Below are 24,716 nucleotides of genomic sequence, written 5' to 3' on the forward strand. Positions count from 1 at the left end.
CCGAAAGGAGCTGGATATATCTCCAGTTTTCGTGCGAAAAGCTGTATGCTTGAACAGCCATACAAGGAGCTTTCATGGACACGGAAATGACACTGGACACGGCCTACCTGGTCGCACTGGTCGAACCGGCCTTGCCCGAGGCCACGCGCATGCAGGCCGAGCTGCGCTACTGCCGCGAGCTGGAGCGGCGCCTGGGCACGCCCGACGACGTGGCCCACGCGCTGCGCGCGATCGCCCGCGTGGCGACGCTGGAGGAAGAGCCCGGCCAGGAGGCGCAGACGCTGCTGGTGCAGTGGCGGCTGGCCAACCACGCGGCGCGGCTGCAGGCGGTGCGCGACCTGCCGGCCGGCGCCCACCATGCGCGCTTCGAGGTGCGGTTGGCATGAGCCGGCTGGCATAAGCCGGCTCGCACGAGCCCCGTCGGCATGACGGGTCGGCATGAAGCGCTTGTCATCCGCCAACTGGATGAAAACCGCATTGTGAATCTGCCCACCCCTCGCTACATTCAAGCCCAGAAATTAGCGCGATTTTCGATCAAAAGGAGTGCCGCGAGCGAGCCATGCGCAGCCCGTCGCCACCGTGGGTGTGGTCCCTCGTCGCCCTGGCGATGGGGTGTGCGCTGGCCTTTGCGCAAGCGCAACGGGTGGCGGCCACGCAGCAGGAGATCCGGGAACAGCGCTTCGAGGTGCTGGTCGAGCGCGCGACCACCGACCTGCTCCGGCGCATCAACATCTACGAGTACGGCCTGCGTGGCGCACGCGGTGCGGTCATTGCCGCCGGCGGCGGGCAGATCACGCGCGAGCGGTTCCGCCTTTACGCCGAATCGCGCGAGCTCGCGCGTGAATTCCCCGGGGCGCGCGGCTTCGGCTTCGTGCGGCGCGTGCCGCAGGCGCAGCTGCAGGATTTCCTGGCGCAGGCGCGCGCGGAACGGGTGGACTTCGCGCTGCAGCAGCACAGCGCGCATGCTGGCGACCTGCTCGTCATCCAGTACGTCGAGCCCGAAGCGCAGAACCGCGAGGCCATCGGCCTGGACATTGCGTCCGAGGCGAACCGGCGCGACGCAGCGCTGCAGGCCCTGCGCAGCGGCCAGCCCACGCTGAGCCGCCCCGTCACGCTGGCGCAGGCCAGCGGCCGGCCGTCGCAGGGGTTCCTGTTCCTGCTGCCGATCTACGGCACCGACGACGCCACGGCCACACCGCAGGAGTCTGCACGCGCCGTCGAGGGCCTGGCCTATGCGCCGCTGGTGATCGACGAGGTGCTGGCCGGACAGGCGCTGATCAACGACGAACTCTCGCTGGCGCTGTACGACACCGACGGCACGCAGCCGCCGCAGCGCTTCTTCGCCGAGGCGCATGCCGGCGATGCCCCCCACGCCGGCCTGGTGCGCCGGGTGGCACTGTCGGTCTACGGCCGCCAGTGGATCGCCGAAGTCAAGGCCACGCCGGCCTTCTCGGCACGGCTGAACCTGCCCGCGCCGCTGCGCACCGCGCAGCTGACGGCGGGCGCCGCGGCGCTGTTGGCCACGCTGCTGTACTTCTTCCTGCGCGACCGGCAGCACCGCCGCCAGGCCATGGTGGACGACGCCCACATGGCCGCCATTGCCGAGAACGCCGGCGACGGCATCGTCGGCCTGGACGGGCGGGGCCGCATCACACGCTGGAACCGCGCGGCCGAACACATCTTCGGCCGCACGACGGCACAGGCCCTGGGCCAGCGGCTGCAGGATTTCCTCGTCGGCACGGGCGGCGCGAGCGCGGGCGCGCTGTCGCGCACGGCACGCACGGAACTCACGGCGCAGGTGGAGCGCGATGGCCGGCGCATCGACCTGGACATCCGCAGCGCGCCCGTGGTCGCCCGCGACGGCCACAGCCTGGGCCTGGCCGTCACCGTGCGCGACATCACCGAGCAGCTGCATGCCGACGAGCGCTTCCAGCTGGCGGTGGAGGCGGCGCCCACGGCGATGCTGATGGTCGACGCGCAGCAGCGCATCGTGCTGGCCAGCCGCAAGGCCGAGGAACTGTTCGGCTACAGCGCGGCCGAGCTGCGCACGCTGCCGCTGGACGCGCTGATCCCCGAGCGCCACAGCGCCGACCACGCGCACAACGTGACCGGCTACCTGCGCGCGCCGCAGCCGCGCGCGATGGGCCAGGGCCGGGCGCTGTACGCGCGCCACCGCGACGGGCGCGACATCCCGGTGGAGATCGGCCTGAACCCGGTGCGCACGCGCGAGGGGCCGGCCACGCTGGCCTCGATCACCGACATCTCGCACCGGCGCCAGCTCGAGCTGCAGCTGCAGGCCACGCTGGACCGGCTGCGCCTGGCCGTGGCGGCCGCCGACGTGGGCATCTGGGTCTGGCGGCTCGAGGACGAGGAGATGGAGTGGGACGAGCGCATGTTCGAGATCTATGCCGTGCCGCCCGCGCTGCGCGACGGCGGCGGCTGGGTGGCGTTCTGGCAGTCGCGCGTGCACCCGGACGACCTGCAGGCGCTGCAGCCCGGCCTGCAGCGCCTGCGGACCCTGGGCGGAACCTACGAGGCCACCTTCCGCATCGCGCGGGCGGGCGAGACCCGCCACATCCAGGCCGCCGCCATCGTCGAGCACGGTCCGGACGGGCAGGTGGAGCGCCTGATCGGCATCAACCGCGACATCACCGCGCAGATCACGTCGCAGGCCCGCATCCTGGAGCTCAACACCTCGCTGGAGGAACAGGTCGCGCGGCGCACGCAGGAGCTGCACCAGGCGCTGGAAGATGCCCGGCAGGCGACGCGCACCAAATCCGAATTCCTGGCCAACATGAGCCACGAGATCCGCACGCCGATGAACGCCATCCTGGGGCTGTGCTACCTGCTGGCCGGGCAGCCCCTGCCGGCCGATGCGCGCACGATGCTGCAACGCATCCAGGACGCCGGCCAGGGCCTGCTGGCCATCATCAACGACATCCTGGACTTCTCCAAGATCGAGGCGCACCGGCTGGAGATCGAGCAGCAGCCCTTCGCGCTGGCCGCGGTGCTGGACAACCTGGCCTCCGTCATGGCCACGGCGTGCGGCGACAAGCCGGTGGCGCTGGTCGTGCATGCGCCGCCCGCCGGCGCGCACTACCTGGTCGGCGACAGCCTGCGGCTGGGCCAGGTGCTCATGAACCTGCTCAGCAACGCCATCAAGTTCACCGAGCGCGGCGAGGTCACGCTGGGCGTGTCCCGCGAGGACGACTGCACGGCGCCCGGCCAGGTGCGGCTGCGCTTCTGGGTGCGCGACACCGGCATCGGCATCGGCCCCGAGCAGCAGGCGCACATCTTCCAGGCCTTCAGCCAGGCCGACAGTTCGACCACGCGCCGCTTCGGCGGCACCGGGCTGGGCCTGACCATCAGCAGCCACCTGGTGGCCTTGATGGGCGGCAACCTGACCGTCGCCAGCGCGCTCGGCGCCGGCAGCACCTTCAGCTTCACGCTCGCCTTCGCCACCGCCGAGGCCGGGCAGTGCCCTGCGCCGGCGCACGCGCCGGCAGGTGCCGCCGACGGTGCCGCACGGCGCAGGCTGCAGGGCATGGCGCTGCTGGTCGTCGACGACAGCGAGATCAACCGCGACGTGGCGGCCCGCATCCTGGGCGGCGAGGGCGCCAGCGTGGCGCTGGCCGACGACGGCGGCAGCGCGCTGGCGCTGCTGGCGCAGCAGCCCACGGCCTTCGACGTGGTGCTGATGGACATCCAGATGCCCGGCATGGACGGCTACGAGGCGACGCGGCGCATCCGCGCCACGCCGGCCCTGCGCCACCTGCCCGTGGTGGCGCTCACGGCCGGCGCCTTCGCATCGCAGCGCGACAAGGCGCTGGCCACCGGGCTGGACGCCTTCGTCGCCAAGCCCTTCCTGGTCGACACGCTGGTGCAGACGCTGCTGCGCGTGCGCCGCCGTGGCGATGCTGCCGCGCCAGATGCCCTGCCGGCGCCGGCTCACATCCCCGCTCCTGCACCCGAGCCCGCCCCCCGGGCCGGGCCCACCGCGCAGGCCATGGCGCTCGACGCGCAACGCGGGCTGGCGGTGTACGAAGACCCCGCGGCATGGGCCCGCGCCCTGGGCCGCTTCATGCACCTGCATGGCGACGAGGTGCTGCGCCTGCGCGGCGCCGGCCCCGCCGAAGCGGCCGCGCTGGCGCACCGGCTGCGGGGCACCGCGGCGCAACTGGGCCTGGTCGACGTGGCCGCGCAGGCCGGCGCCTACGAGCGTGCGCTGGCGGACGGCGCCCCCGCCGACGCCGCCCTGCATGCGCTGGCGCAGGCGATGGAGCAGGCCGGCGCCGCGATCGCGGCCTACACGCGCCAGGCGGCGCGCTGACCGCTCAGCACGGCAGCGCGCTCACCGGCCCGGCGAGCCGATGGAGGTGGGCGAGCCGGGCTGCGCGAAACCGCCGTTCACGCCGACGACGGCCACGCGGTACGTGGGCGCCGAGGTGGAGACCCCGTCCCACACGGCCGAGCTGGCGTTGTTGCCGCCGAACACCAGGCCCGCATGGTTGCCGTAGGCCGCGGTCACGCCGGCCGAGGCTTGCGACTGCGGGACCACGGCGCTGCTGCCGGCCACCGCGATCGCGGCGGTGCCGTAGTTGAAGCTCGCCATGACCTGGTTGTTGGCGTCGAACAGCACCACCGCATCGCCCGATGCGCCCAGGCCCGGGCCGTCCGAGGCGACGATGAGCGGCGAGGCCGGCAGGCCCCACGCGGCCAGGAAGGCGGCCGTGTCGGTGCCGATCGCGACGACCAGCCGGCCCTGGGCCGGGATCGTGACGGTGGGGATCGGCGCACCCTCGGTGACGCTGGCGGAGTTGTCGTCCCACTTCCAGCCGGACAACGTGGCCGGGCTGCTGCCGTGGTTGAAGACCTCGAAGAAGTCGACACCGCCGGTGGCGTTGGAATTGACCTCCGAGATCAGCAGCGTGGGCGGCGGCGTGGCGGCCGTGCCCTCGGTGCCGAAGCCCAGGGATGTGCTGTCGGCGATGCCTTCGAAGGCGTTGCCCGCGGCATCCTGCACCGCCGTGGCGGACACCTGTACCGAGTAGGCGGTGCCGGCCTGCAGGTCGGTCGCCGGGTTCAGCGTGACGGTGCTGCCGCTGAAGCGCACCTGCGTGGTGTCGCCGGCCGGGATGGTGCGCACATCGCTGCTGCCGTTGGTGATGGTGAAGCTGCCCGCGCCGGCACGCACGGCTTCGCTGAACTCCAGCACGATGTCGGCGCCCAGCAGCACGCCGCTGGCATTGGCTGCAGGCAGGGACGCCTGCAGCACCGGCGCGGTGGTGTCGGCCACGCTGGTGAAAGCCAGCGTCTGGTCGCTGCCCACAGCCTGGGTGGGCACGCCCGCGCTGTCCTTGAACACGCCGGCGGCGTACTGGACGCTGTAGCGGGTGCTGGGCGACAGGTCGGCCGCCAGGTCGATCCTGACGGTGTTGCCCTCGATGCTGACCTGGGTGGCGTCGGTGACCGCGATGGTGCGGGTCTCGCCGTTGCTGCCCACCACCGTGATGTTGCCGGTGCCGGCGGCCACGCTGTCGGTGAAGCTCAGGTACAGGTTGCTCGACAGGCCCACCTGCGCGGCCGAACGCGTCGGCGTGTAAACCCACAGCTGCGGCCGCGAGGGGCTGCCGCCGCCGGTCTCGTTGGTCACGTACAGGTTGAGCTGCCTGTCGAGCGTGAGGCCCTCGTGGCCCAGGTTGGGCGCGTTCGGCAGGTCCAGCCGGCTGTAGATCCTGCCGGCGCGGTCGACCTTCAGGATGCGGCCGTCTTCCTGGCCCAGCACCAGCAGGTGGGCGTGGTCCGGCACGCTGGCGGCCACGCTGTTGGACAGCGCATGCACGTCGGCGATGTCGGCCAGCCGCATCAGGCTCGGGTCGAACAGGTTGACCGAGCTGGCGGTGGTGGGCGATCCGGTGGTGGCCGACCCGTTGGAGGCGGTGCCGGCCGTGAAATCGATGGTGGTCTGGAACACCGCCTGCTCCGTCATTTCCTTGACGAAGATGTAGCCGCCGGTCATCGGGTCGCGCGTGACGCCTTCCAGGCCGATGTTGCCCACGGTGGCGCCGAGCTTGACGGTGCGCACGCTGCCCGCATCGAGCACGGTGCCGGCCGTGTAGGCCACGAGCGAGGCGGTGCGCTCGCGCTCGTTGGCCACCACGAAGCTGTTGCCGCCGGCCCAGGCCAGCCCCTCCGGATCGGCGAACAGGCCCGGTGGCAGGTCCATGGTGTCGATCACCGCGCCGGCCTTGGACAGCTGCGTGATGTAGGTGCCTTCGTCGCCGATGATGAACAGGCTGTCGGTGGTCTCGTTGTAGGTGACGGCCGAGACCTCCATGGCGATTTGGTTCGCGCCGGCCGCCGCATTCACGGGCAGCGTGACACGCCGCGCGAGCGTGTAGTTGGCCAGGTCCAGGCTCTGCTTGGGCGAGACGAAGGCCAGCGTCGGCGCGCCGAGCGCGGCAGGTTCGCCATCGCCACCGCCGCAGGCGGCGAGCGCCAGGGCGGCGCCGAGGACCAGTGCGCCCAGCCCGAGGCGTCGGAAGGGCGGGCGGGAAGCGGGATCGGGATGTGGGTGTGCCATGGCAGAGGGGTGGTGAAGCAGCCGCGCAGGCTATGGCTGCAAAAAGTCATGGACATGACACATGACCGTCCCCCTCTGGCGCGGCAGCGCCGCGCAAGCGCACACCCCTTGTCAGCCGTAAGGGCTTTCGAAGCCCAGCCCCTGCAGGATCTCGGTCTCGCGCGCCTCCATCTCCTCGGCGTCTTGCTCGCCGGTCTCGTGGTCCCAGCCCTGGGCGTGCAGCGTGCCGTGCACGAGCAGGTGCGCGTAGTGGGCCTGCAGCGTCTTGCCGTTCTCGCGCGCCTCCTTCGCCACCACGGGCGCGCACAGCACGAGGTCGGCCGTGACGACGGGCTCCTGCGTGTAGTCGAAGGTCAGCACGTTGGTGGCGTAGTCGCGCTGGCGGTAGTCGCGGTTGAGCGCCTGGCCTTCCTCTGCGCCGACGATGCGCACGGCGATCTCGGCGTCCAGGTCCAGCGCGTGGCGGATCCAGCGCTGGACCTTGTGGCGCGGCAGCGCGGCGCGGTGCTCGGCCACGCCGTCGAAGGCGGCGAACTGCAGGGACAGCTGCAGGCCGTGCAAACGGCTCACCGCGCACCCCGGCGCGCGCGCACCACCTGCTCGGCCGCATCGCGGCCGGTGTCGTCGGCATCGCCGCCACGGCCGCGCGCGTCGTAGGCATCGACGATGCGCGCCACCAGCGGGTGGCGCACCACGTCGGCGCTGGTCAGCCGCGTGATGGCGATGCCCTTGACGCGCTTCAGGACGCGCTCGGCGTCGATCAGGCCGGACAGCTGCTGCTTGGGCAGGTCGATCTGGCTCACGTCGCCCGTCACCACGGCCTTGGCGCCGAAGCCGATGCGCGTGAGGAACATCTTCATCTGCTCGGGCGTGGTGTTCTGCGCCTCGTCCAGGATCACGAAGGCGTTGTTCAGCGTGCGCCCGCGCATGAAGGCCAGCGGCGCGATCTCCAGCGCGTTGCGCTCGAAGCACTTGGCCACGCGCTCGGCGCCCATGAGGTCGTACAGCGCGTCGTACAGCGGGCGCAGGTAGGGGTCGATCTTCTGCGCCAGGTCGCCCGGCAGAAAGCCCAGGCGCTCGCCGGCCTCCACGGCCGGGCGCGTCAGCACGATGCGCTGCACGGCCGAGCGCTCCAGCGCATCCACGGCGCAGGCCACGGCCAGGTAGGTCTTGCCGGTGCCGGCCGGGCCGATGCCGAAGGTGATGTCGTGGTGGGCGATGTTGTCCAGGTACATGGCCTGGTTGGCTGTGCGGGCCTTGAGGTCGGCGCGGCGCGTGAGCAGCGGCGGCCCGTCCTCGCCGGTGCCGTTGGCGCCGTCGCCGGCCAGCATCAGCTGCACCGTGTCGGTGGCGATGGGCCGCGCGGCGATCTCGTACATGGCCTGCAGCACCTCGAGTGCCTGCTGGGCCTTGGCCTTGGGACCGTCGATCTTGAACTGTTCGTGGCGGTGCGCGATCTTGACCGCGAGCGCCGTCTCGATCTGGCGCAGGTGCGCGTCCATCGGGCCGCACACGTGGTCCAGCCGGGTGTTGTTGGGGGGCGTGAAGTTGTGGCGGACGATCATGGTGCGCGATTGTCGCCGGGTACCATCCCGCGCATGATCGGACGACTGCAAGGCCTGCTGGCCGAGAAGAACCCGCCCCAGGTGCTGGTGGACTGCCACGGCGTGGGCTACGAGGTCGACGTGCCCATGAGCACCTTCTACAACCTGCCCGCACTGGGCGAACGCGTGACGCTGCTCACGCACTTCATCGTGCGCGAGGACGCCCAGCTGCTCTACGGATTCGGCACCGCGGCCGAGCGCAACACCTTCCGCCAGCTCATCAAGATCAGCGGCGTGGGCCCGCGCACGGCACTGGGCGTGCTGTCGGGCCTGGGCGTGTCCGACCTGGCGCAGGCCGTGACGCTGCAGGAAAGCGGCCGGCTGATCAAGGTGCCGGGCATCGGCAAGAAGATCGCCGAGCGGCTGCTGCTGGAACTCAAGGGCAAGCTCGGCGCCGACATCGGCCCGCACCAGGGCGCCACGACCGACCACCAGGCCGACATCCTGCAGGCGCTGCTGGCGCTGGGCTACAGCGACAAGGAAGCCGCCGCCGCGTTGAAGGCGCTGCCCAAGGACGTGGGCGTCAGCGAGGGCATCAAGCTGGCGCTGAAGGCGCTGAACAAGGCCTGACAGGCCCTGCTCCGGACACCCTGCCCATGCCGGCCGGAACGGCAGAGACCGTCAGGCGACGGTGGTCTCGTCGGTCCGCGTGCCGCCGCGGTTGTCCGTCCAGGTCACGCTGATCTTGTCGCCGGCCCTGGCGCCCCTGAGCGTGAAGCGCAGCAACGGGTTCTTCGACACGCCCGGCCCCCACTGGGCGCGCAGCACGGGCCTGCCGTTGAGCGAGGCCGCCACGTCGGTGATGTGCCATGCGGCGATGGGCTTGCCGGCGGCGTCCTTGCGCTGGCCGCTTTCCATCTCGTGGGCCATGAGCACCCGCACGATGGTGTTCGCTCCGCTGGACTGGGTCCGGATGCGCATCGGTTCGGCCATGTCGGTCTTCTCCGGTTGTCGTCGGTGGATGCCGTGGCCGCTCAGGCGCCGCAGCCGCCCAGGGTGACCCGGACTTCCTTGCGGGCGAAGAACGCCTTGCCGTCGCGCGCGATGGCCACGGCATAGACGTCCGAGCTCTGGCTCATCTTCGCGTTGATGGAGAAGTTCGATTCCAGCGACTCGTCGAGCTCGAACATCGCCACCAGCACGTTGGGATTGCGCTCGACCAGCAACAGCAGTTGCCGCGCGTCGGGCAGCGTGGTGCCCAGCGTCATCTGCACGACGGCCCCGTTCTCGGCGATCTCGGGCACGGTCAGCACCACGTCCCGGCTCTCGGCGGGCGCGCCGCCGCCGAAGGCCTTGGCGGCATCGGCGATGCTCCTGGCATCGAAGGCGGCCTTGTTGAAGGCCAGGGCCTCGCGCGGCAGCCAGCCGGCGGCGGCCAGCAGGCCGGCCACGGCCAGGCCGTGGTGCAGGGTGTCGCGTCGGGTCGGCATGTCGGTGGCGGCGGGCGGGAATCGAAAAGGGACCGTACTCTAAGGCAAAGCCGAGCAGCCCCGGCGGGCCGGGGCCGGCCTGCGGCCGCGGCCTATTGCGCGTCGCGCACGATGCGCCCGTTGAGCGCCTGCACCGGCCGCGCGTTGGCCGGGAACATCTGCGCGAACAGCCGCAACTGCTCGGCGCTCAACGTCACGGGCTGCTTGAGCACCATCCACAGCACGCCCTCGGTGCAGGGCGGCTGCGTCAGCGAGCCGAAGAACTGGTAGTAGCGCTGGTCCTTGGGCAGCAGGGTGGACAGGTCGATCCAGTCCAGCGGCATGCGCACCATGTCGCCGGCGTCCAGCGGGATGTAGGTCCAGACCCGCTCGATGAAGGCGTTCTCCTCGCCCGGCTGCAGCAGCACGGCCACGATAGCGGTCTGGCCCTGGGCATTGCGGTGCACCAGGTGCACGCCCATGGCGAAGCCGCTGTGGTTGATCACCTCGCCGGCCGGGTGCTGGAAGTCGAACGACTCCAGCCGCCAGCTGCTGCCGCGCACCTGCAGCAGGTTCTCGCCCTGCACCTGGACGCGGATGGTGCGGCCGTCGTGCACCACGGTGCCGGTGCTGGGCCGGTAGTCGAAGCCCAGCGCCTCGTTCGGACCCTGCAGCGCGGCCGATTCCTCGATGTGGATGGGCGACTGGCGCTGGCCGCTGCCGCACAGCTGGTACTCGGGCTGCAGGCGGCCCCAGGCCTGCGGACCGCCGGAGCCGCTGTACGACCAGGGTGGCGGCGGCCCGGGCGGCGGCCGGCGGCGTGGCGCTGGCGGCAGCGCGTGCCGCCGGCGTGGCGGCCGGGACGGTGCGCAGCGGCGGCACCTCGTCCTGGGCCACGGGCTGGGCCTTGCCCGCAGGCGCGGAGGCCGAGGCCCTCGGCGCGGTCGGCGCAGAGGGGGGCGTGGGGGTCACGCGCAGGGCGCCGCCCTGCCCCACGTTCACGGTGAGGCTGGGCGTCGGCGTCGCGGGCGGCGGCGCGCCCTTGCCGGGCCGGGTGGCCGATGCGGCCGATGCCGCAGGATTGGCGCGCTGCCCGTTGGCCCGCTCGATCGCCTCGCGCAGCTGCTGCGACATGCGTTCGTTGCCGGACGGCGCCTGCTGCGCGTGCGCCGCCATGCCCACGGCCGCCAGCGCGCCGCACAACAGCAACGAGGCAAGGGACGAACGGTGGAACGGCAGGGCGATGGGCATAGGCGGCGGTGGCACACCGGCCACCCGCTTCTCTATCGGCGCGGATGGCTGCGACTTGAGCGCGCCAATGTGCAAATGGCGCCTACAGGCCGGCCGGGTGCCGGGCTATAGTGGCCTTTTTCGCCCTGCGCCTTCCCTGTGTCCATCCAGACTGACAACTTCGCCATGCCGCCGGAGCGCCGCGTGGTGTCGGCCGCGCCCGCCTCGCCCAACGAGGAGGCGATCGAGCGCGCGCTGCGCCCCAAGCTGCTGGACGAATACGTGGGCCAGGCCAAGGCGCGCGAGCAGCTGGAGATCTTCATCGGCGCGGCCAAGAAGCGCGCCGAAGCGCTGGACCACGTGCTGCTGTTCGGCCCGCCCGGCCTGGGCAAGACCACGCTGTCGCACATCATTGCGCAGGAGCTGGGCGTGAACATGCGCCAGACCAGCGGCCCGGTGCTCGAAAAACCCAAGGACCTGGCGGCGCTGCTGACCAACCTCGAGCGCAACGACGTGCTGTTCATCGACGAGATCCACCGGCTGAGCCCGCTGGTCGAGGAAATCCTCTACCCGGCGCTGGAGGACTACCAGATCGACATCATGATCGGCGAGGGCCCGGCCGCGCGCAGCATCAAGCTCGACCTGCAGCCCTTCACGCTGGTGGGCGCCACCACGCGCGCGGGCATGCTAACCAACCCGCTGCGCGACCGCTTCGGCATCGTCGCGCGGCTGGAGTTCTACACGGCCGAGGAGCTGTCGCGCATCGTCACGCGCAGCGCCGGGCTGCTGCATGTGCCGATCGAGCCGCAGGGCGGCATGGAGATCGCCACGCGCTCGCGCGGCACGCCACGCATCGCCAACCGGCTGCTGCGCCGCGTGCGCGACTACGCCGAGGTGAAGGGCAACGGCACCATCACGCAGGACATCGCCAACCGCGCGCTGGCGCTGCTCGATGTGGACCCGCAGGGCTTCGACGTGATGGACCGCAAGCTGCTGGAGGCCGTGATCCACCGCTTCGACGGCGGCCCCGTGGGGCTGGACAACATCGCCGCCAGCATCGGCGAGGAAGCCGGCACCATCGAGGACGTGATCGAGCCCTACCTGATCCAGCAGGGCTTTTTGCAGCGCACGCCGCGCGGGCGCATCGCCACGCAGGCCGCGTTCCGCCACCTCGGCGTGACACCGCCGCAGGCCGCGCCCGACCTCTTCGCCTGATGCAGCAGGACGCGCCCGACACCGGGCTGTTCACGCCGCTCGAATTCGCGCCCACGCGCCGGCGCCAGATCCTGTTCGTGGCCGTGCTGCTGGCGCTGGCCGGGCCTGGCCTGGGCTGGGCTGCGGCGGCCCAGCTGCCCGGCATGGCGCTGGCCTGGCGCGTGCTGGTCGGCGCGGCCGTGCTGCTGCCCTGCCTGTGGCTGGCGCGCACGCTGTGGCGCCACGCCGCCAGCAGCGCACCGGTGCTGCGGCTGGACGGGCGCGGCATCTCGGGCAGCCTGCTGCAGCCGCCCGTGCCCTGGGACGTGCTGGAGGACGCCCAGCTCGAGCGCGGCGGCATGCTGCGCCTGCAGCGCCGTGCCGACGCCCAGCACCCGGACGTGCCGCAGGGCTGGCTGCGCCGCAACCCGGCCCGCCCGCGCGTGAGCCTGCACCTGCTGAGCCCGCGCCAGCAGGACATCGCCTACGACGCCATCCACGCCCGGCTCGACGTGTTGCGCCTGCGGGCCGGCACGGGCGAGGCCGCCGGCCGGCGCGCCGCGCGCGACGAGGATGCGTTCGAGAGCCACCTGGACACCCTGGTGCCTACGCCCTGGGCGCTGTACGTGGTGGTGGCCGCCAACGTGCTGGCCTGGGCCATGAACTGGGCCGCCGGCATGAGCCCGACGAAGCCGCTGTCGCCCGAGCTGTTCGCCTGGGGCGCCAACGCCGCCTCGGCCGTGGTGCTGGACGGCCAGTGGTGGCGGCTGCTGACGGCCACCTTCCTGCATGGCGGCATGGTGCACCTGGTCTTCAACATGCTGGGCCTTTGGGAGGCCGGCAAGCAGCTGTGCCGCCTGCTGGGCAACGGCCAGTTCGCGCTGGTCTACGGTGCCAGCGCGCTGGCCGGCAGCGCCGCCAGCCTGCACTACGCGGCCCAGAACTCGATCTCGGTCGGCGCCTCGGGCGCGGTGTTCGGCGTGCTGGGCGCGCTGGTCACGGCCAGCTGGCACTACCGCCACCTGGTGCCGGCCACCAACCTGCGCCGGCTGTGGACCGGGCTGGGCTTCTTCATCGGCTACTCGCTGCTGCACGGCTTCACGCAGGAAAACGTGGACAACGCCGCCCACGTCGGCGGCCTGGCCTGCGGCATGCTGCTGGGCCTGGTGCTGCTGGCGCCCATCGACCGGCAGGCAGCGGCGGCCCGGCGCCGCAAGCGCGCCGCCGCGATGGGCCTGCTGGCAGCCGCCGCAGTCGGCTACAGCGTGCTGGCCACGCCCGTGCCCCGGGTCTGGCACGCGCAGGTGTATGCCGCCCAGGCGCTGCTGCCCGACATCGCGCGCCGCTTCGACCAGGGTTTCCGGCAGATGGCGCAGGACAGCCAGCGCCTGCAGCGCGGCGAGATCCGCCAACCGGTCTTCCTGCAGAACGCCGAGCAGACCATCGGCCCGGTCTGCAGCGCCATCACCGAGGAGCTGGTGCCGCTGCGCGTGCCGCGCTGGGAACAGGCCGGGCGCCTCGTCCACATGTACCTGCAGGTCTGCGCGATCACCATGCGCTCGCTGGCGCTGGAGCAGGCCATGCTGCGGCGCGACCCCGACCTGCCGGCCGACGCGCAGGCGCAGCTGGCGCAGCTGTCCGGGCAGATGCAGGCGACGATGCGCGAGCTGGCCGAGACCGTGCGGCGCGTGCCCGTCCCCCCCCAACGAGGCCCCGTGCGTGCACCCCCAGCGCAGCCCTGAACCCCGCCCGCGCCGCAGTGGCGCGCTGCTGCTGGCGGCCTTGCTGGCGCTGGCCGGCCTGCTGTGGGCCGGCCGTGCCGACCTGCCCGCGCATCTGGCCCGCTGGACGGGCGGCGCGGCGCGCGCGCAGGCCACGCTGGACTACGCCCGCCTCTCGCCCACGCTGGACGCCGCCGCCCTGGCACGGCAGCTGGACGACCTGCCGCTGCAATGCCAGGCGCTGGCCGACGGCAGCGCCTGCGAAGCCGCGCTGGCCCAGGCCAACGGCCTGCCGGCCGCGCTGCTGCGCGCCAGCTGGCAACAGGGCCGGCTGCAGGCGGTGGACGTCCTCGTGCCCTGGTGGGCGCACCACCGCGCGGTCGGCATGCTGACCGCGCGCCTGGGCGCCCCCGGTGGCCACGAGGTAATCGCCGCCGACGGCCAGCGCATCGCCGCGCTGAGCTGGAGCCTGCCCGAGGGCACGGTGCAGGTCGCGCGCGCGCCCGGCTGGAACCCCTTGCACTGGACCGCGCTGCGCTGGAACGCCACGCCGCCGCGCTGACGCGCGGCTGCAGGAAGCCGCCCTGCGTGGTAAGGTCGCGCCTCGGGTTTTCCCTTGGTTTCCCTTGGTCCAACCCGCCGAGCGGGCCGCGCAACGCGGTCCGCGCCCAGGAGTCCCCCGTCTTGAACAGCATCCCCACCACCGGCGGCACCACCACGCCCGCCGCCACCCCGGGCTTTGCCCGCGCCGTCTTCTCGCTGGGCGTGGGCGGCTTCGCCATCGGCACCGGCGAGTTCGTGATCATGGGCCTGCTGCCCGAAGTGGCGGCCGACATCGGCACCAGCATCCCGCAGGCCGGCCATGTGATCAGCGCTTATGCACTGGGCGTGGTCATCGGCGCGCCGGTGCTGGCCGTGCTGGCCGCCGGCATGGGCCGACGCGCACTGCTGGTGGCGCTGATGGCCGTGTTCGCCCTGGGCAACTTCGCCAGTGCCGCGGCGCCGGGCTACTGGTCGCTGAACCTGCTGCGCTTCGCGGCCGGCCTGCCGCACGGCACCTACTTCGGCGTGGCCGCGCTGGTGGCCGCCACACTGGCGCCGCCCGGGCGCCGCGCCCATGCCGTGGGCCTGGTGATGCTGGGCCTGACCAGCGCCACGCTGGTCGGCGTGCCAATCGCCGCCGCGCTGGGCCAGTGGCTGGGCTGGCGTGCGGCCTTCGTGCTGGTGGGCCTGATCGCGCTGGTCGCAGCATGGCTGGTGCACCGCAACGTGCCCGCGCTGCAGCCCGACGCCGGCGCCAGCCCGCTGCGCGAACTGGGTGCGCTGGCCAGGCCCCAGGTGTGGCTCACGCTGGGCATCGGCGCCATCGGCTTCGGCGGCATGTTCGCCGTGTTCAGCTACATCAAGCCCACGCTGCTCGAGGTGGCCGGCATGCCGCTGTCCTGGGTGCCCGTCGTGCTCGCGCTGTTCGGGCTGGGCATGGTGGCCGGCAACCTGGTCGGCTCGCGCCTGGCCGACCGCGCGCTGATGCGCGCCATCGGCACGATGCTGGTGTGGGCGGGCCTGGTGCTGGCGCTGTTCACGGTGATGGCGCACCACCCGGTCACGGCCGCGCTGAGCCTGTTCATGGTGGGCACCATCGTCGCCATCGGACCGGCGCTGCAGGTGCGGCTCATGGACGTGGCGGGCGACGCACAGACGCTGGCCGCCGCGCTCAACCACTCGGCCTTCAACGTGGCCAACGCCGTGGGCGCCTGGCTCGGCGGCGTGGCCATCAGCGCGGGCTTCGGCTGGACCTCCACCGGCTGGGTCGGCGTGGCGCTCGCGCTGGCCGGGCTGGCGGTGTACTTCTGGGCGCTGTCGAATGCGCGTGCCCAGGCGCGGCGCACGGCGGTGGCGGCGCAAGGCTGCGCCGGGCAGGCCGGCTGATCGACGGCCGGTGCCGGGCACCGGCGCCAGGCCAGGTCCCGGCGCCAGCGCGCGGAACGTTCAGTGGACGCGCGCCGCGGCCGGAGCCGCCGCCTTGGCCACCGGGCCGACATACCGGTCGATGTCCACGGCGTCGATGAGCTCGGGGCTCAGGAACCTGTGCGCGTACTGCAGGTACACGCCCGATGTGAGGAACAGGTCGAAGACGTCCGGATCGATGTGGCCACGCCGCTTGAAGCCCCACAGGATCTCCACCGCCTCGGACAGCGGCTTGGACTTCTTGTACGGACGGTCGGCAGCCGTCAGCGCCTCGAAGATGTCGGCCACCGCCATGATGCGTGCGGGCACCGGCAGTTCCGCGGCCTGCAGTTGGCGCGGGTAGCCCGTGCCCTTGAGGTTTTCGTGGTGCGTGCCGGCGTACTCGGGCACGCGCCGCAGGTTCTTCGGGAAGTTCATCGATTCGAGCATCACGATGGTCTGGGTGATGTGCTCGTTGATCTTGTAGCGCTCCTCCGCCGTCAGCGTGCCGCGGCTGACGGACAGGTTGTGCAGTTCGCCGCGGTTGTACAGGTGCTCGGGCACGTCCATTTTGAAACCGTGCCGCGGATCGGTCACGGCCGCCGGTGGCCGCGCCACGATGTGCTGCGGCTTGTCGTCCAGCAGCCGCTCCATCGCCGGCAGCGGCGCTACGGGCACGTCCTGCAGCGCGGCTGCGGCTTCGTGGCCCAGGCCCAGGCGGTCGTCGAAATGGCGCCACCAGGTCTGGCTGCCGATGGCGTGCAGGCGCGTCACCCGCTCCTCCTCCATGTATTCGGCACCGATGTTGCAGCGGGCGACGAAGGCAAACTCTTCGCGCAGCTGGGCTTGCCGTGCATCGCGCCGCGCCTGCGCGGCCGTCTTGTCGGCGCCCGTCAGGCGCGCCTTCAGGCAGTCGATCTCGGCGTCGCGCCACAGGATCTCGAAGCGCGTGCGGATTTCATGGATGCGGTCGTGGATGGTCTCCAGCTTGGTGGCCTTGTCGACCACATACTCCGGCGTGGTGATCTTGCCGCAATCGTGCAGCCAGGCGCCGATGCGGAACTCGCGCCACTGCTCGGCGGTCTCGAAACGGAAATGGGCGAGCGGCCCCTGTTCGACGCGCGTGGCCTCCTCGGCCAGCATGATCGCCAGCTCCGGCACACGTTCGCAGTGCCCGCCGGTGTACGGGCTCTTGGCGTCGATGGCGCCTGCCAGCAGCCGCACCATCGAATCGACCAGATCCGACTGCGCCTGCACCAGCTGGTGGTTGTCCAGCGAGACGGCGGCCTGCGCGGCCAGGGCGGACGCCAGCTGCACGTCTTCCTCGCTGAACGGGACGGCCTTGCCGGTGATCGGGTCGAGCGCGTTCATCAGCTGCAACACGCCGATGACCTCTCCCTCGCGCGGGGCCAGCGGCAGGGCCAGCATGGAGACGGTGCGGTAGCCGGTGCGCTCGTCGAAGCTGCGCGTACCGCTCAGGTCGAAGCGCTGCTCGGTGTAGACGTCGTCGATCACCACGTGCTTGTTGTGCAACGCCACGTAGGTCGACACGAAGCGGTCGTTGTCCCGGCCATCGGCATCGCGCAGAGGGATCTCGCTTTGCGGCAGCGAGTCGTCGCGCGTGCGCAGCGCAAAGCGCAAGGTGCGGTTCTCGGTCACGATGTACAGGGTGGCGGCGTCGCAGCGCGTCAGCCGCTTGGCGCCGAACAGGATCTGCTGCAGCAGATGCATCATGTTCCGCTCGCGCGACATGGCCAGGCCGGCGGCGATCAGCTCCTCGAGGCGCTGGCGCGAACTGCGCAGCTCCTCCGTGCCGGAGCGGATCGAATCGCGCATGACCGCATGGGCCTCGGCCAGCGCGCTGAACTCCTGCAGGCGCGAGCGGATGCGCGGCGTCGGCCCGAAATCCAGCGTGCAGATGCGGATGGCATCGCGGGTCAGTGCGTCAAGCGTGCCCACGATCCGCTTGGTCGCGATCAACGCGATGAGCAAGGCGACCAGCACCACCAAGGCGCTGAACGCGGCCATGCGGTCGCGCGCGATGAACATGAAGCCGAACAGGCGCGACAGCGGCGCATAAGCCACCACGCGCCAACGCTCGCCCGGTTGCACCTCCAGGCTCGACTGGGCCAGCACGTACTGCTCGCCGTCCAGTTCGGCCACACGCACCTCCGGGGCCGGTCCCCTGGTCTCCCAGCGGGCCAGTTCTTGCAGGGCCGCCGCGGCGGGGTCGCCGATCGAAGGGGCGCCGCCGCCGCCCGCCGGCGCAAGGGCCTCGCGCCCGGCACCGGAGGCGACGACCCGGCCTGCGGGGTCGATCAGCGCGCCGGCAGCATGCGGCGAATAGGCCAGCCCGGCGAACAGCTGCTCGATGGCGGGCGTGGCGATCTCGGCCGAGGCGAAGCCGGCGCCGTTGGCCAGCCGCCTGGCCACGGTGACGCCCGCGCCGCTGGTCGTGAAGAACGGTGCAGGACGCGTGACGACGGTGTCGGGACTGGCCATGGCGGCGCTGGCCACCGGGTTGTGCCAGGCGTCCAACTGGGTGGTGGACTGGCGTTCGGCCAGCACGCTTGCAGCAGCATCGACGAAGCGCCAGGTCTCGGTGCGCCGGCCATCCGCGGCGGGCGCGCCCACCGCACGCGTCGCGAAGCGCGCGCCCTCGGGCGCACGCAGGGCCTGGGCCAGCGCTGCGCTGCGCCGCAAGGCGATCGCCTGGAAGTAGCGGCCGTCCTTCAGCGTCAGCTGCTGCGAGTACAAGCCGGGCTCGACCGCGAGCGACGCGATCCATTGGCGCTCCAGTGCGCCGACGGGGGTGCCGCGCGCGTCCAGGTCGAATCCCATGGTGGCCGCCACATCCACCTGGGCGCGCACGCGCCCCATCAATCCGCTGAAGAGGTCGCTGCCCTGCTGAACCTGCTGCGCAAAGATGACGTTCGCGCTTTGCTTGGCCATCTCCTCGAACTTGACGAAGGCGATGCGGATCAGCGTGGCGGTGACGACCAGCAACAGCACCACCAACGCGGTACCCAGCACCGGCTGCAGGGCCCAGCGCATCTCCCGCGGCTTGGCCAACTGGGCGGCGATCCGGTCGGCAGCGCGGCGGGTGAAGACCGGCGTATCAGGGACAGGGGGGTGTGAGGGCGGCACGGACTGCACTTTATCGCTCGGAATACGTGCAGGCCACATAATAAATTGGCACAAATTTCGAACCGATGAGCGCGGCTTCAAGCCGTTTCATTTGTCCAACAACCGGATGGTGTCACCCAGCTCTCCGCGACGGAGCCGCTCCAGGTGGAAGCGCACCAGCGGTTGCACCGGTGTTTCCTGCGCCAGCGCCTCGAAGGCGGCCAGGGCCCGCGGATCCTCGGCGGCCATCAGCGCGTAGGCCTGCGCGTAGCGCTCGAGCGCCGCCCCATCGACCGGCAGATCCAGCCCGTCGTTGGCCGGCTGGAACACCAGCAGGGGCTTGTTCTTCCCTTTGAAGATGAGCCGCCCCACGCAGCGGACCGCGAGCGCAGGACAGGCCGCCATCACGGCTTCGGACATGCACAGGCGCGTTCCCAGGCTCTTGTTCGCGCTCTCCAGCCGGGACGCCGTGTTGACCGGATCGCCCAGGGCCCGGTAGTCGAAGATGGCATTGCCGCCGAAGTTGCCGACGATGACTTCGCCGCCATGCACGCCGATGCGTGTGTGGCCGAACGGCACGCCTCGGGCCTGCTGGCGCTGCGCGAACGCGGTCGCGAACCGCTGCAGGTCGATGGCGCAGGCGACGGCACGCTCGCGGTGGTCGGCCTGGGCGATGGGTGCCGAAAACATGATGGCAATGCCGTCGCCGACGATCCGGTCCAGCGTGCCCTGGTAGCGGAACGCGACGCCGATCATGCCGTCCAGGTACTCGTTCAACAGGCCTACGGCCTCGCCCGGATCGATGTCTTCCATCAATCCCGTGAAGCCGGCCAGGTCGGTGAAGATGAAGCTGCAGGTCTGGCGCCTGCCCCCCAGCGCCAACTCGTCCGGATGGTCGACGATGTGCGCCACGAGGTTGGGCGAGACGTAGCGCGAGAAGGCCTGGGACACCCAGCGCCGGCGCTTCTCGCTGGTGTGGTGGCGCAGCAGGCTGGGCACCAGGAAAGCGCAGGCGATGCCCAGGCCCGGCGCCAGGGGGTCCAGCAGCAGCCGCTCTTGCCGGAAGGCCCACCACGAGGCCGCACCGACACCCAGCAGGATGGCGCCGGTCGCGAGACTGGCCACGGCGGGCCTGGTCGTCATCGCGAGCACGCCCACCGCCAGCCCCCCGAGGAGCAGGCACAGCGCCTCCAGGGCGCGCGCCCAGTCCGGCCGGGACAACAAGCCGCCGGTGAGGATCTGTTCGAGGGCCTGCGCATGCACTTCCACGCCGGCCAACAGATGGCCCAGGGTGCCGAAGCGCAGGTCGAGCAAGCCCTGTGCAGAACTGCCCAGCAACAGGATCTTGCCGTCCAGCTCGCCGGAAGGGACCTGGCCGGCCAGCAGCTTCCACGCGGGAATGGTGCGTGCCGGCGCAGCGGGCGCGTAGTGCACCCACATCTCGCCCGTCTCGGTCGTCGGCACCGACAGGCTCCCGATGCGGACGTCCTGCACGCCGTCCACGGTGCTTCGCACCACGATGCTGCGTTCACGCTGCGCCACACGCAGCAGTTCCGTGACGAGGCTGGGCACCAGGCTGTCGCCCACCCGCAGCAACAGCGGTACCCGGCGCACCACGCCATCGGAATCGGGAAGGAAGGCCAGGGCACCGTGCCCCGCTGCGTGGTCGGCCAGCGGCTGGACCGCGGTGATCGCTTCGCCGAATCTCCGCAGGAACGGTGCAGCCGGCCGCCCCACCTCGACAAAGCGTGGCGGGCCGGCGAGCGCAGCCGGCGTTGCCGGGGCTTGCGGGCGCAGCGCGAATCCCAGCACCACGCCGCCGCCGTCCATGGAACGTGCGAACGCCTCGTCGGGGTCCTCCACACCCGCGAAAACTTCGCGCTGGGCGGGCGACAGGTTCCAGTGCCTGGAGATCTCCGCCGGCGAACTCCGGTCGGCCTCGGCGAACACAACGTCGAAGCCCAGCGCTGCGGCCTTGCCGGCCTGGGCCTGCACCACGATCTGTGCCATCCGGCTGCGCGGCCACGGCCACTGCCCCAGGCGCGCCAGGCTTTCCTCGTCGACATCGACGATGCGCACGGCGGTGTCTTGCCATTCACGTGGCTGCCAGCGCTGGTACTGGTCGAAGACCGCGTGCCGCGCGCCTCGCAGCCAGATGGGATCGGACAGCAGCACGCCGGCCAGCAGCACGAGCAGGGCCAGCCATCCTGCCGCCTGGGCGGTCTTGCGCCAACGCCGGCGAGATGGCGGGGTGTTCACACAGCGCTCTGACTCAGGGCTTGAACACGATGGCGCCGGTCACGCGGCCCAGGCCACTGTCGAAGCCGTACAGCAGCCCGGCCCGCGAGCTGCCCGCACCGCCGACCATGCCCCGCACAGCGGCACCATTGCCGAGCGCGCCGGTGCACAGCGAGGCGCACCCGTTGCCGGTGCTGGTGATGCTGGCGGCGCCCGCGAAACCGTAGGTGCCGGTCTGCAGCGCCGTGCCGCTCAGCGAGAAGGTCTGCCCACTCACCGGCACCGCCAGATCGAAGGTCGCAAAGCCCCCCACGATCGTAGGGAAAGTGACGCGCAAGCTGCCGCCGGCCATGTTCTCGGCGCCGGTCGCCAGCAGTTGGCCCTGTGCCGACGTGACGGTGGTGGCGGTCGACCCGAACGAATTGAACGACCGCACGACAGGCAGCGTGGGCGTACCGGCGAACGTGAAGTAGTGCAGTGCGCGCGCGCGCCCCTTGCCATCCCCGTCGTCGTCATCGTCGTCGTTCGATCCGAGGTTGCGCCGGCCATCGGTCCAGCGGCCCCATGCGATGTTGCCGTCCGAGTGCGTTTGCGCTGCCTGGCCGCCATGCAGCAACTTCTTGCCGGAGCCATCGCGCTCGCGCACCTCCTTGAGCTCTGTACCGCTGAACGTACGGTGGCCGACCGCCGTCAGCGCTTCCGTCGTGCCGTCGCGGTCGCTGCTCACGGCCATCACGGTGCCCTGGCCTGGCGGCAGCGGCTTTTCGACGATGGATCCGGGTGCCGGGCCGGGGCCGGGGCCGGGGCCGGGGCCGGGTGCCGGGGCCGGTGCCGGGGCCGGGGTAGGTGCCGGTGCCGGGGTAGGTGCCGGTGCCGGGGTAGGTGCCGGTGCCGGGGCCGGGACGGGAGCCGGCGCTGGCGAAGCTCCTGGCGCTGGCGCTGGCGCTGGCACGGGCGTGGGTGCAGGTGCTGGAGTCGGACTCGGTGCAGGGGAAGCTCCAGGCGCTGGCGCTGGCGCTGGGGCTGGGGCTGGCGACCCCGGCGCAGGCGAAGGTGCTGGGGTCGGCGCAGGTGCCGGTGTCGGTGCAGGGACGGGGGCCGGCGCTGGCGCTGGCGAAGCTCCTGGCGCTGGTGCAGGCGCGGGCGCAGGCAGAGGTGCGGGTGCGGGCGCGGCAGGCGGATCGACCGGCACAGGTGCGGGCACACCAGGCGGCGGCGAGAAGCTGCCCGGCGGTTGCGCGACGACGGTGCCGGCATCCGGAACAGCATCGCCCGGCACCGGGGTGGCGAGGGTACGCAGATAGGTCTGCACCTGCTCGCCTGCCGTGCGCTCGGCCGCGGGGCCGGCCACGGCCACCACTGTGGCGCTGGCCGCCCCGGCGTTGGTATCCGCAGCCGCAGCCGCTTCGGCCGGGGCAGGCGCGGCCGCGCTGGTGCTGGCCGGCACCACGGTGGAGACCAGCCTGGAGATGACGGGCTGCGCGCTCCGGCTGGCGGCGAACGCCGACATGCCGCGTGCGACATCGTTGCAGCCGGTGTCGTTGCACAGCGCGATCCGGCCACCGATGACGTTGACCGTGAGGCCCTCGCGCAGCACCGCCGTGTACTCCGTGCCACGGATGCCGATCAGTCCGGCCGGCGTTTCCAGCCGGTAGTCGTCGGGACGTGCCTTGCCGATGAAGCCGCTGACCGTGCGCAATCCGCCCTTGACCAGGCTCATGAAGCCCTTGGCACCGGTACTGCTCCCCTCGGCACCCAGGTGGTAGGCGTCCAGCCGCAGGACCGAATCGGGTTGCAGCGCGATCATGGCGCCGTCGACCATGCGCAGCTGCACGCCCGCCTTGCCGGTCTCGATGGTGTCTCCGGACGCGACCGCCATCCCCGCCGCCGCCGGCCGCCGCTGCCCGCCCGGCTCGACGACGCTGGCCCCGGGAGAAGCGAAAAGGATCGTCGCAGAAGGTTTCGACTGGGCATGGACGAACCCTGCCGTTGCGATGGCCAGGCTGACCGTACTCAGTCGCACGCACCGCATCCAGGCGGTGGTGTCGGGGTGGCGTGGGTGTTTCATGCGGATGGATGCGTTGGCGTGCGCGGACGCGTGGGCGGCACGCGGCTTCAGTTGAACTCTCGGCGAACGGCGACCTGCCAGATGACACGCCGGTAGTCGTAAAGCACGACGTTCGACTCGGCGCGTGCGAACGACAGCTGCGGCGAGATGCGCCACTGCGGTGCCGGCGTGAAATGCACGCCCGCCGTGGCGTCGAACTGCCGGTCCTCGCGGCTGGCATCGAAGAACGGCTCGGTGCCGCCATAGCGGCGCCGCTCGTACTGCAGCGCGGCGAACGCCACGGTGCGGGGGCCCGCCGTGGCTTCGGCGCCCAGGCGCACGCCCAGCGCGCGGTGGCCGTAGTTGTCCACGCCGCTGCTGCGCGTCTTCTCCTCGGCGCGGTAGACGCTGCCGTACGCCACCTGTTGCCCATCGTTGAAAGCCCGCGCGTAGCCCGCGCCGAAGACGGTGCGGTCGGCGTTGCGCGCGCTGTCCTGCGCATAGTCCAGGCGGCTGTACTGCGTGAAGACGCTCAGCTGCGATTGCTTGTCCAGCGTGTACTGCCACTGCGCGGTCAGGCCGGCCGCCCGGCGGTAGCGCTGTTGGTCGATGTCGTACTGCGTCGCCTGCACAGCGGCGGAAAACCGGCTCGGTCCCGTGGTGTAGGCGGCACCCACGCTGCCGTCCAGGCTGCGGTTGTCCTGCGCGTCGGCATGGCGGTGCGCGTTGTTGCGCGCGTTGACGGATGCCTCCAGTTCCCAGGAGGGCGTGAGCGGCAGCCGCAGGCCCACCCCCGCGCCCAGGCCGGCGAATGCATCGCCACGCTGGCGGTTCTCGCGGTCGAGGTTGAACACGATGCCGCCGAACGCGGGCAAGGCGAACTGGCCCGCGGCGGTGGCGCTGTTGACATTGCTGTCGTGTCCGACGACGCCTTCCAGGTAGCCACGCCAGATGCCCGTTGTCGCCTCCATCGGCTCCATGTCGATGGCGCCCAACACGCGGTCGATGGCGGCGGCCGCCTCGGGCGGCATCTGACCGCGCCGCGCGGTGCGCAGTTCCGAACGCGCATTGGCCGGCTCGCCTGCAGCGAGATAGGCGCGGGCCAGTTCGGCACGGGCGAGGTTGTGGTCCGGATCGATGGCAACCACACGCTCCAGCGCAAAGATGGCGCGCGTGACGTGCCCGGCATCCAGCGCTGCGATGCCCAACAGGTAGCTGTAGCGCGGATCGACGGCGCGGGCGGGCTCAGCGGGCTCCAGCAATGCATAGGCCGCTTGCGGCTGGTTGGCCGCCATCAAGGCGCGCGCCTGGTCCAGCTGTGGGTCGGCCGGCTGCGCGGCAGCGCACAACGTGAGGAGCGCCAGGGTGGCGCAGACGGCCGCTCTGGGCAGGAACCTGGCGCGGGAGGGGGCAGTTCGGGTCGGCAATGGATGGGTCCGGCTGTGAATCGCTGCGGCGCATTCTCTGGAACGAGAGCGCTCGAAGCACGCGATTCGTGCACGTTATCGACGTAAAACTGCAAATCTTTAGCTCAAAAAGCGATCCACTCCTGCGCTTCTCCGACGCTTTCACTGGATAAAAAATCAGGAAGGCGCAAGGCAGTTCCCTGTCGGCGCG

General features: G+C 71.5%; 17 protein-coding genes. 7 read left to right on the forward strand and 10 right to left on the reverse strand.

Going from position 1 to position 24,716, the window contains the following annotated elements:
* The first annotated feature begins 74 nt into the window (after window positions 1-74).
* Together ASF44_RS21555 and ASF44_RS21560 are read left to right on the forward strand one after the other, a co-directional pair.
* Window positions 75-386: a hypothetical protein gene (locus ASF44_RS21555; protein ID WP_156374624.1), complete on the forward strand. Its 312-nt coding sequence runs from the start codon at window positions 75-77 to the stop codon at window positions 384-386.
* Between the two features lie 173 nt (window positions 387-559).
* The gene (locus tag ASF44_RS21560; RefSeq protein ID WP_082524955.1) at window positions 560-4,330 is read left to right on the forward strand and encodes a CHASE domain-containing protein; all 3,771 of its coding nucleotides are present in this window, start codon (window positions 560-562) and stop codon (window positions 4,328-4,330) included.
* Window positions 4,331-4,351: 21 nt separating this feature from the next.
* Here ASF44_RS21560 and ASF44_RS21565 read toward each other — a convergent pair whose 3' ends face one another.
* The 3 genes from ASF44_RS21565 to ASF44_RS21575 all read right to left on the reverse strand — a co-directional run bounded on the left by ASF44_RS21565 (window position 4,352) and on the right by ASF44_RS21575 (window position 8,148).
* Window positions 4,352-6,583 carry an Ig-like domain-containing protein gene (locus ASF44_RS21565; protein ID WP_056901301.1) on the reverse strand — a complete coding sequence of 744 codons (2,232 nt, stop codon included), beginning with the start codon at window positions 6,581-6,583 and terminating at the stop codon, window positions 4,352-4,354.
* A 111-nt stretch (window positions 6,584-6,694) separates the two neighbouring features.
* A complete protein-coding gene (ybeY, locus tag ASF44_RS21570; protein ID WP_056901302.1) occupies window positions 6,695-7,153 on the reverse strand; it encodes an rRNA maturation RNase YbeY in 459 nt (152 codons plus the stop codon).
* A complete protein-coding gene (locus ASF44_RS21575) occupies window positions 7,150-8,148 on the reverse strand; it encodes a PhoH family protein (protein WP_056901303.1) in 999 nt (332 codons plus the stop codon). The genes ybeY and ASF44_RS21575 overlap by 4 nt, the downstream gene beginning before the upstream one ends.
* A 33-nt stretch (window positions 8,149-8,181) precedes the next feature.
* Between ASF44_RS21575 and ruvA the strand changes: the two genes are divergently transcribed.
* Entirely contained in the window at window positions 8,182-8,757 is a 576-nt protein-coding gene (gene ruvA, locus ASF44_RS21580) for a Holliday junction branch migration protein RuvA (protein ID WP_056901304.1), read from the forward strand.
* A 51-nt stretch (window positions 8,758-8,808) separates the two neighbouring features.
* Here the strand turns inward: ruvA and soxZ are convergent, their stop codons facing one another.
* From soxZ to ASF44_RS31235, 3 genes are all read right to left on the reverse strand, one after another.
* Window positions 8,809-9,120 (reverse strand): thiosulfate oxidation carrier complex protein SoxZ, encoded by a 312-nt coding sequence (soxZ, locus tag ASF44_RS21585; RefSeq protein WP_056901305.1) that lies wholly within the window; start codon window positions 9,118-9,120, stop codon window positions 8,809-8,811.
* A gap of 41 nt (window positions 9,121-9,161) precedes the next feature.
* A complete protein-coding gene (gene soxY, locus ASF44_RS21590; RefSeq protein WP_056901306.1) occupies window positions 9,162-9,617 on the reverse strand; it encodes a thiosulfate oxidation carrier protein SoxY in 456 nt (151 codons plus the stop codon).
* 92 nt (window positions 9,618-9,709) lie between these two features.
* The gene (locus tag ASF44_RS31235; RefSeq protein ID WP_082524956.1) at window positions 9,710-10,549 is read right to left on the reverse strand and encodes a carbonic anhydrase family protein; all 840 of its coding nucleotides are present in this window, start codon (window positions 10,547-10,549) and stop codon (window positions 9,710-9,712) included.
* A gap of 436 nt (window positions 10,550-10,985) precedes the next feature.
* Here ASF44_RS31235 and ruvB point away from each other — a divergent pair, with 436 nt between their 5' ends.
* From ruvB to ASF44_RS21615, 4 genes are all read left to right on the forward strand, one after another.
* On the forward strand, window positions 10,986-12,041 hold the full coding sequence (gene ruvB / locus ASF44_RS21600; RefSeq protein WP_056901308.1) for a Holliday junction branch migration DNA helicase RuvB: 1,056 nt from the start codon (window positions 10,986-10,988) through the stop codon (window positions 12,039-12,041).
* Window positions 12,041-13,762 (forward strand): rhomboid family intramembrane serine protease, encoded by a 1,722-nt coding sequence (locus tag ASF44_RS21605; RefSeq protein WP_056901309.1) that lies wholly within the window; start codon window positions 12,041-12,043, stop codon window positions 13,760-13,762. Before ruvB ends, ASF44_RS21605 begins: the two co-directional genes overlap by 1 nt.
* Complete coding sequence (locus ASF44_RS31995) at window positions 13,740-14,303, forward strand: hypothetical protein (RefSeq protein ID WP_056901310.1); 564 nt, start codon at window positions 13,740-13,742, stop codon at window positions 14,301-14,303. Before ASF44_RS21605 ends, ASF44_RS31995 begins: the two co-directional genes overlap by 23 nt.
* A 122-nt stretch (window positions 14,304-14,425) precedes the next feature.
* Window positions 14,426-15,670 (forward strand): MFS transporter, encoded by a 1,245-nt coding sequence (locus tag ASF44_RS21615; RefSeq protein ID WP_056901311.1) that lies wholly within the window; start codon window positions 14,426-14,428, stop codon window positions 15,668-15,670.
* A 60-nt stretch (window positions 15,671-15,730) separates the two neighbouring features.
* Here the strand turns inward: ASF44_RS21615 and ASF44_RS21620 are convergent, their stop codons facing one another.
* The 4 genes from ASF44_RS21620 to ASF44_RS21645 all read right to left on the reverse strand — a co-directional run bounded on the left by ASF44_RS21620 (window position 15,731) and on the right by ASF44_RS21645 (window position 24,526).
* The gene (locus ASF44_RS21620; protein WP_200930642.1) at window positions 15,731-18,742 is read right to left on the reverse strand and encodes an HD domain-containing phosphohydrolase; all 3,012 of its coding nucleotides are present in this window, start codon (window positions 18,740-18,742) and stop codon (window positions 15,731-15,733) included.
* Window positions 18,743-18,922: 180 nt separating this feature from the next.
* On the reverse strand, window positions 18,923-21,073 hold the full coding sequence (locus ASF44_RS21625; protein ID WP_056901312.1) for a CHASE2 domain-containing protein: 2,151 nt from the start codon (window positions 21,071-21,073) through the stop codon (window positions 18,923-18,925).
* A 13-nt stretch (window positions 21,074-21,086) separates the two neighbouring features.
* Window positions 21,087-22,931, reverse strand: coding sequence for a FecR domain-containing protein (locus ASF44_RS32600; RefSeq protein ID WP_200930643.1), 1,845 nt, complete (start codon window positions 22,929-22,931; stop codon window positions 21,087-21,089).
* Window positions 22,932-23,167: 236 nt separating this feature from the next.
* Complete coding sequence (locus ASF44_RS21645; RefSeq protein WP_369820948.1) at window positions 23,168-24,526, reverse strand: surface lipoprotein assembly modifier; 1,359 nt, start codon at window positions 24,524-24,526, stop codon at window positions 23,168-23,170.
* Window positions 24,527-24,716 lie beyond the last annotated feature (190 nt).

It is taken from the genome of Pseudorhodoferax sp. Leaf274 (assembly GCF_001422445.1).
Lineage (GTDB): Bacteria > Pseudomonadota > Gammaproteobacteria > Burkholderiales > Burkholderiaceae_C > Pseudorhodoferax.

Excerpts from the sequence above, each read along its gene's own strand:
- ASF44_RS21555 (WP_156374624.1), top strand. The coding sequence starts at position 75 with ATGGACACGGAAATGACACTGGACACGGCCTACCTGGTCGCACTGGTC.
- ASF44_RS21560 (WP_082524955.1), top strand. The coding sequence starts at position 560 with ATGCGCAGCCCGTCGCCACCGTGGGTGTGGTCCCTCGTCGCCCTGGCG.
- ASF44_RS21565 (WP_056901301.1), bottom strand. The coding sequence starts at position 6,583 with ATGGCACACCCACATCCCGATCCCGCTTCCCGCCCGCCCTTCCGACGC.
- ASF44_RS21575 (WP_056901303.1), bottom strand. The coding sequence starts at position 8,148 with ATGATCGTCCGCCACAACTTCACGCCCCCCAACAACACCCGGCTGGAC.
- ruvA (WP_056901304.1), top strand. The coding sequence starts at position 8,182 with ATGATCGGACGACTGCAAGGCCTGCTGGCCGAGAAGAACCCGCCCCAG.
- soxZ (WP_056901305.1), bottom strand. The coding sequence starts at position 9,120 with ATGGCCGAACCGATGCGCATCCGGACCCAGTCCAGCGGAGCGAACACC.
- soxY (WP_056901306.1), bottom strand. The coding sequence starts at position 9,617 with ATGCCGACCCGACGCGACACCCTGCACCACGGCCTGGCCGTGGCCGGC.
- ASF44_RS21605 (WP_056901309.1), top strand. The coding sequence starts at position 12,041 with ATGCAGCAGGACGCGCCCGACACCGGGCTGTTCACGCCGCTCGAATTC.
- ASF44_RS21620 (WP_200930642.1), bottom strand. The coding sequence starts at position 18,742 with ATGCGCTGGGCCCTGCAGCCGGTGCTGGGTACCGCGTTGGTGGTGCTG.
- ASF44_RS32600 (WP_200930643.1), bottom strand. The coding sequence starts at position 22,931 with ATGGCGGTCGCGTCCGGAGACACCATCGAGACCGGCAAGGCGGGCGTG.